Below are 7109 nucleotides of genomic sequence, written 5' to 3'. Positions count from 1 at the left end.
GGGCCAATCCGAGTTACTGACTGCGTTTATGACAGAAATGGCCTGAAAAATTGCCGGAAAGTGTCATAAACTCCTACAGTTTCACATTTGCAGCCCGTGCCCGCATTCACACGTGCAGCCCGCTGAAGGGCCGCCCCACGGTCGTCGACAAGCAAAAAGCGCCGAACCGGCAAACAATTGCTTGCTCAGTTCGGCGCCAGTTCAACGCTCACGGGTCAATGCTGAACCGTCAACGTTTAGAGGTTCGGGAACCAAATACCAATCTCGCGCTCAGCGGACTCCGGGGAATCGGAACCGTGAACAACGTTGTTAGCAACCTCAAGTGCGAAGTCACCGCGGATGGAGCCCGGAGTTGCGGCCTCAACCGGGTTAGTGCCGCCAGCGAGCTGACGCCAAGCAGCGATTGCGTTCGGGCCCTCGATAACACCAGCGACCAGCGGTGCAGAGGTGATGAAATCAACCAGCTCACCAAAGAACGGCTTATCGACGTGCTCTGCGTAGTGCTCCTTCGCAGTTGCCTCGTCAGCAACACGGAGGTCAAGCGCGACCAGCTTCAGGCCCTTGCGCTCGATGCGGGAGATAACTTCGCCGACCAGACCGCGGGAAACGCCGTCCGGCTTGATCAGAATAAGAGTACGTTCAGTCATGGTGAGCATCATACTATGACAAACCCCGCTGCACCGGAGTGGTGGTGCAGCGGGGTGAAAGTCGCGACTACGAGCGCGGGAGACTTACGAGTGCTGGGTGGTCAACAGACCGCGCTCCATACGCTGGAGGAGGTTCTTCCGCAGATGCAGAATGTAGGCCCACACCAGGGCGAAGAAAATACCCACCACGCCCATAGACACGTGCGTGAAGATAGCCAGCACACCAAAGACCTGCAGCACAATGTTCGCCTTCAGTGCCCAAGGCTGCTTCTGCAGGAAGGCCATCGCAATCAGAGCCAAGCCCAGGATGGTGATGTACGTAACCGAGAAGGTCTGGTTAATCTGGCCGTCGGGAATGCGCGTGACCACAGTCAGACCAAGCAGCACCGAAATAGCCTGCATAATCAGCGTGCCGGACATAACACCGCGCAGACCCTTCAGCGGGTCCTTAGCCGGATCGTGTCCCGCACCGAGCGGGCCATACTTGCCGCCCTCACTCAGGTCACGCCCCTCGCGGTAGGCGCGCAGGGCCTCGCGGTCGGCAGCGGTGTAATCCTCCGCGCCATTGCCCTGTGGCTGGCTCGCCTGAGATTCGCTCATTGCGGGTCCTTTCCAAATAGTGTCCGGGCTTCGCCCGCAGTGACAACAGATCCAGTGACGATCACACCGGAACCAGAGACAATACCGTCTCCGGTGTCGGTTTCCTCAGCCAGCGCTACAGCTAGCTCAACGGCGGACGGCAGAGTCGGTACGCGATGCACGCGCTCCTCGCCGAAAATCTCCTCCGCGAGGTCAGCCAGGTCGTCGTAGTGCAGCGCACGCGGCGATGTGTTCTGGGTAATAACCACTTCTTCGAAGTAAGGCTCCAGCTCCACCAGCAGCCCACGAGCATCCTTCTCCCCCAGCACCGACAGCACACCAATCACACGGCGGAAGTCGAACTCAGCGGAGAGGGCCGTGCGTAGCGCACGGGCACCGTGCGGATTGTGGGCGGCATCGATAAACACCGTCGGGGTCGAGCGCACGCGCTCCAGACGGCCGGGCGATGCGACCGTCGCAAAGCCTTCGCGAACCGCATCAATGTTGAGCGGACGCCCCGGACCTGCGCCGAAGAACGCCTCCACCGCAGCCAGTGCTGTGGCTGCGTTACGCGCCTGATGCGGACCGTGCAGCGGCAGATGGATATCGTCATACTCGCCGGCCAGGCCCTTGAGCGTCAGGTTCTGCCCGCCGACCGCCAGCTGATGACTGACGACGCCGTACTCAACTCCGGCGCGGGCGACGGAGGCGTCCATTTCCACGGCACGTCGCAAAACGACGTCCATTGCTTCCGGCTCTTGCTCGCCGACAATGGCGACATTGTCCGGTGGCGTGAGCAAGTCGTCCTTATTCCACCGCGACTTGATGATGCCGGCCTTCTCAGCAGCGATTTCAACCAGGGTATCGCCGAGGTACTCCGTGTGATCGAGACCAATTGGGCAGATGACTGCCACGTCGGCCTCCACCACGTTGGTCGCATCCCATGTGCCACCCATGCCGACTTCCACCACGGCGACATCGACAGGAGCGTCGGCGAAGGCAGCGTAGGCCATGGCCGTGAGGACCTCGAACTTACTCATCTGCGGGCCGCCCTTTTCGGCGGACTTGGCGTCAACCATTTCCACGTAGGGCTGAATCTCGCGCCAGATGCGCACGTAATCGCGTGGATGAATGGGCTGGCCATCGATGGCGATGCGCTCGGTAACCAGCTGCAGATGCGGACTGGTGGTGCGGCCGGTGCGACGACCGAGAGCGCGCACCAGCGACTCAATCATGCGCACAGTGGAAGTCTTGCCATTCGTGCCGGCAACGTGAATGACCGGAGTGGCACGCTCAGGATGGCCAAGGATGTCCATCAGCATCTCGATCCGCTCGAGCGACGGGTCAATCTTGGTCTCCGGCCAGCGCTGATCCAGCTCGGCTTCCACCTCTGCGAGCTCGCGCAGTTCCTCTGCGGTGGCCTCCAGCGGAGCCGGCTCGTTGACTGGGCGATCCACATCGACGGGCAGGCTCAGGCCCTCCTCGGACACGGAGACCTCACCGAGGCGCATGTCATCGGGCATGCGGCCATCGGCCATCACACCGGCGATTTCGCGAGGTTCAAGGTCCTCGACGATCTGAGAGTCAGCCGGATCGAATTCAAACTCAGGCGCTGCAGTGGACTCCTCTCGCACCGCAGACTCTTCCTGCGTCACCGAATCGTCCTCGCCGCCAAGATTCAAACGAATCTCGCCTGCGGCCTCATCACGTGGTTCAGCATCCCGTGGTTCGGTCATGCCTGCGGAAGTCCCTCCAAACGAGCCTTAATGCGGTCAATTTCCTCCAGTGCGAACTGGTGGCGAGTCTTGATCTTCTCCACGACCTGCTCCGGAGCCTTGGACAAGAAGGCCTCGTTGCCGAGCTTCTTTTCGGTGCCGGCCAGTTCCTTCTCGGCCTTGGCCAGGTCTTTTTCCAGGCGCTTGCGTTCAGCGGCCACGTCGACGGTGCCGGAGGTATCCAGCTCGATCAGGACCGTGGCCTGAGACAGGCGCACCTCAATGGAAGCGGTAGCGGTGAAGCCGTCCTCCGGTGCCTCAGCACGAGCCAGCGAACGAATCATCTCTTCCTGAGCAGTCAGATCAGCATCCGCCAGGTTCATGCGTGCCGGCACGCGCTGCGACGGCTTCACACCCTGGTCATTGCGGAAACGACGCAGCTCGGTGACCAACTTCTGGGCATCGGCAATACGACGTGCGGCAACCTCATCAACAGCAGCGCCGTCGGTGGTCATGGTTGCATCCGGCCAGGCGGAAATAACCAGAGAGTCCTCGAAGCCCTCCGCGCCGTCGGTAAGCGCCTTCCACAGCGTCTCCGTGACGAACGGCATGGACGGGTGTAGCAGACGCAGTAGCGTATCCAGCACGCGGCCTAGAACCAGACGAGTGGAGGCGGCTCGGGCGGCCTGCTCCTCGGTCATGGTCTCGCCGTCATTCAGGCGTGGGAAGTCAACCTTGGTCATCTCCAGGTACCAGTCACAGACCTCGTCCCATGCGAAGTGGTAGAGGGCCTCGTTGGCCTTGGAGAACTCGTACTTATCCAGCGCAGAGTCGACTTCGGCGCGGACCTGTTCCAGGCGGTCCAAGATCCAGCGGTCGGTGTCGGTGAGCTGGTCACGGTCCGGCAGCTCGCCCACGTGGGCACCGTTCATCAGTGCAAAGCGGGTGGCGTTGAACAGCTTGGTAGCGAAGTTACGGGAGCTCTGTGCGGCGTCGTTACCGACCGGCAGGTCAGAGCCCGGGTTAGCGCCACGAGCCAGCGTGAAGCGAAGTGCGTCCGCACCGTAATCACGCACCCAGTCCAGCGGGTCAATGCCGTTGCCGAGAGACTTCGACATCTTGCGACCCTGCTCATCGCGGACCAGACCGTGCAGGAAGACATCCTTGAACGGCACCTGCGGACGACCGTCGCGACCCTTGCCCAGCGGTGAATCAGGCAGGGTGGCAGCAAAGGTCGAGAACATCATCATGCGCGCGACCCAGAAGAACAGAATGTCGTAGCCGGTGACCAGCACGGATGTCGGGTAGAACTTCTCCAGCTCTGGGGTGGCGTCCGGCCAACCCATCGTGGAAAACGGCCACAGCGCAGAGGAGAACCAGGTATCCAGCACATCCGGATCCTGCGTCCAGCCGTCGCCCGTCGGGACCTCATCATCCGGGCCGACACAGACGACCTCGCCATTCGGGCCGTACCAGATCGGGATGCGGTGGCCCCACCACAGCTGACGGGAAATACACCAGTCGTGCATGTCATCGACCCAGTCGAACCAGCGCGGCTCCTGCGAAGCCGGGTGAATAACCGTGTCGCCCTCGCGAACAGCATCGCCGGACATCTTGGCCAGCTCATCGACCTTAACGAACCACTGCAAGCTCAGCAGCGGCTCAATCGGCTCACCCGAGCGCTCCGAGTGACCAACCGAGTGAACATACGGGCGAATCTCCTTGACAATGCGTCCCTGCTCACGCAGCGCCTCCGTCAGCGCAGTACGGGCCTCTGCACGATCCATGCCGTCGAAACGCGTGCCAGTGTTGAAGATACGGCCAGTGGTGTCGATGACCTCCGGCATATCCAGGTCGTGGCGCTGGCCCATAGCGAAGTCATTCGGATCGTGCGCCGGCGTGATCTTCACCGCGCCGGTACCGAACTCGCGGTCCACGTAGTCATCGGCGATGACCTGAATCTTCAGGTCCTCGCGGAACGGGTGGTCCAGAACCTTGCCCACCAGGTGCGTGTAGCGCTCATCCTCCGGGTGCACGGCAATTGCCACGTCACCCAGCATCGTCTCCACACGAGTCGTCGCCACAACAATGGAGTCCTCCCCATCGCCGTAGCGGAAAGACACGAGCTCGCCTTCAGCGTCCTCGTACTTGACCTCAATATCCGAGATTGCAGTCTGCAGCACTGGCGACCAGTTGACCATGCGCTTGGCGCGGTAAATCAGGCCGCGGTCAAACAGTTCCTTAAAAATCGTCTGAACCGCACGGGACAGGCCCTCGTCCAGAGTGAAGCGCTCACGTGACCAATCCAGGGAGTCACCAATCTGGCGCATCTGGTTGCCGATACGTCCGCCGTAATCGTGCTTCCACTCCCAGACCTTCTCCACGAATTCCTCGCGGCCGTAATCGAAGCGGTCCTTACCTTCGGACTCCTTCAGCATCGCCTCGACCTTGGTCTGCGTTGCGATACCCGCGTGGTCCATACCCGGCAGCCACAGCACCTCGTAGCCCTGCATGCGCTTACGGCGCACCAGCGCATCCATCAAAGTGTGGTCCAGTGCGTGGCCCATGTGCAGCTGACCCGTCACATTCGGCGGGGGCAGCACAATAGAGTAAGCCGGCTTGGAGCTAGACGGATCAGCCTCGAAATAGCCAGCGTCTACCCAGCCCTGGTACAGGTCCGACTCCACGTCAGCCGGGTTCCACGACTTGGGCAACTTATCTGCTCTGTTTAGGTCCACGTTGTTCTCAGTCACGCGTCACATCTTAGCGCCTTGCCCGGATTTGGTTTTCCAGGGGCTTTACGACGGCCCTTGCGCCCCACCCATATCTGCCATCAGCGACTTATACACCGCCTAATTCAAGCCTTTCTCCCGCTCCGAGCCAAACCGCGATTACCGCGCAAAATAAAAGCGCTCTCTTGTGAAATCATCACAAGAGAGCGCCTCTAAACGGCCGTTGAACAGCTCTTAGACCAGCAGGTCCTTAACAGCCTCGCGCTCTTCGCGCAGTGCCTTGACGTTGCGCTCGATGCCAGCGCGCTGAACCTCGGAGAGATCCAGGCCCTCAACGCGAACCCACTCGCCGTCCTTGGCGTAGCACGGAACACCAGCGACCAGGCCCTCGTCGATGCCGTAGGAGCCATCGGACGGAAGGGCGACAGAGACCCACTCGCCCTCTGGGGTACCCGTGCCCCAGTCACGCATGTGGTCAACTGCGGCTGCGGCAGCGGAAGCTGCGGAGGAGGAACCACGGACCTCGATGATTTCTGCGCCACGCTTGGCGACACGCGGAATGAAGTCCTGCTCGACCCACGCAGCGTCCACCTTGTCGGAGACCTTCTCGCCTGCAATGGTGGCGTAGGTGATGTCCGGGAACTGGTCTGCGGAGTGGTTACCCCAGACAATCATGTTCTTGATCTCAGTGGTCGGAACACCAATCTTTTCCGACAGCTGAGACAGGGAACGGTTGTGGTCCAGGCGCATCATGGCGGTGAAGCGCTCTGCCGGGATGTCCTTAGCGTGGGATGCGGCAATCATGGTGTTGGTGTTGGCCGGGTTGCCGACAACCAGAACCTTGATGTCGTCTGCTGCGTGATCATTCAGTGCAGCACCCTGCGGGCCGAAGATCTTGCCGTTGGCGCCCAGCAGTGCGGAGCGCTCCTCGCCCTTGCCGCGCGGCTTTGCACCGACCAGGAAGGCGGCGTTGGCACCGTCGAATGCCTTTGCCGGATCATCGGTGATGTTGATGCCAGTCAGAAGCGGGAAGGCGGAGTCAAACAGCTCCATGGCGACGCCTTCGGTGGCGTGCAGCGCCGGAGTGATCTCCAGCAGGTTCAACTCAACCGGGGTCTCAGGGCCGAAAACCGAACCGCTGGCAATGCGGAAGAGCAGGGAGTAAGCGATCTGTCCGGCGGCGCCGGTAACTGCAACCTTTACGGGAGTCTTGTTCACTTCAGGCCTTTCTCGAGAGAGAATCAATTCGCTGCCCACTCTAATGCGACTACAGAATTGGCGCAGACGGGGGCGATGCGCTCAGGCCATTTCTGAAAAACGGATAGCATTAGGCATGACTTACGGTCGTGTACTCATTTCACTAGAAAGAAGTCCGCGACTGACCAATTTCACCCCCGTTAGATAGCCAAAACCCCTTAGTCTCTCTCTAGTCCAAG

General features: G+C 60.8%; 5 protein-coding genes. All 5 read right to left on the bottom strand.

Annotated elements, in window-relative coordinates; genetic code table 11:
• Window positions 1–236: 236 nt before the first annotated feature.
• Window positions 237–647: a nucleoside-diphosphate kinase gene (gene ndk / locus HMPREF2681_RS06025; RefSeq protein ID WP_038629458.1), complete on the bottom strand. Its 411-nt coding sequence runs from the start codon at window positions 645–647 to the stop codon at window positions 237–239.
• Window positions 648–731: 84 nt separating this feature from the next.
• Window positions 732–1247, bottom strand: a complete 516-nt coding sequence (locus HMPREF2681_RS06020) for a DUF4233 domain-containing protein (RefSeq protein WP_049190860.1) — start codon at window positions 1245–1247, stop codon at window positions 732–734.
• A complete protein-coding gene (locus HMPREF2681_RS06015) occupies window positions 1244–2749 on the bottom strand; it encodes a bifunctional tetrahydrofolate synthase/dihydrofolate synthase (RefSeq protein ID WP_224784299.1) in 1506 nt (501 codons plus the stop codon). Before HMPREF2681_RS06015 ends, HMPREF2681_RS06020 begins: the two co-directional genes overlap by 4 nt.
• A gap of 209 nt (window positions 2750–2958) precedes the next feature.
• Window positions 2959–5694 (bottom strand): valine--tRNA ligase, encoded by a 2736-nt coding sequence (locus HMPREF2681_RS06010; protein WP_049170997.1) that lies wholly within the window; start codon window positions 5692–5694, stop codon window positions 2959–2961.
• 213 nt (window positions 5695–5907) lie between these two features.
• On the bottom strand, window positions 5908–6891 hold the full coding sequence (locus HMPREF2681_RS06005; protein WP_070546411.1) for a malate dehydrogenase: 984 nt from the start codon (window positions 6889–6891) through the stop codon (window positions 5908–5910).
• Window positions 6892–7109 lie beyond the last annotated feature (218 nt).

Origin of the sequence: Corynebacterium sp. HMSC064H12, from assembly GCF_001809925.1 — a bacterium.
Taxonomy (GTDB): domain Bacteria; phylum Actinomycetota; class Actinomycetes; order Mycobacteriales; family Mycobacteriaceae; genus Corynebacterium; species Corynebacterium jeikeium_D.
The sequence above is the reverse complement of the archived record's forward strand: the minus strand, read 5'-3'. Positions and strand labels throughout refer to the sequence as shown.

What these genes read in the sequence shown, in the direction of transcription:
- ndk (WP_038629458.1), bottom strand. Translation starts at nt 647, where the DNA reads ATGACTGAACGTACTCTTATTCTGATCAAGCCGGACGGCGTTTCCCGC.
- HMPREF2681_RS06020 (WP_049190860.1), bottom strand. Translation starts at nt 1,247, where the DNA reads ATGAGCGAATCTCAGGCGAGCCAGCCACAGGGCAATGGCGCGGAGGAT.
- HMPREF2681_RS06015 (WP_224784299.1), bottom strand. Translation starts at nt 2,749, where the DNA reads ATGCCCGATGACATGCGCCTCGGTGAGGTCTCCGTGTCCGAGGAGGGC.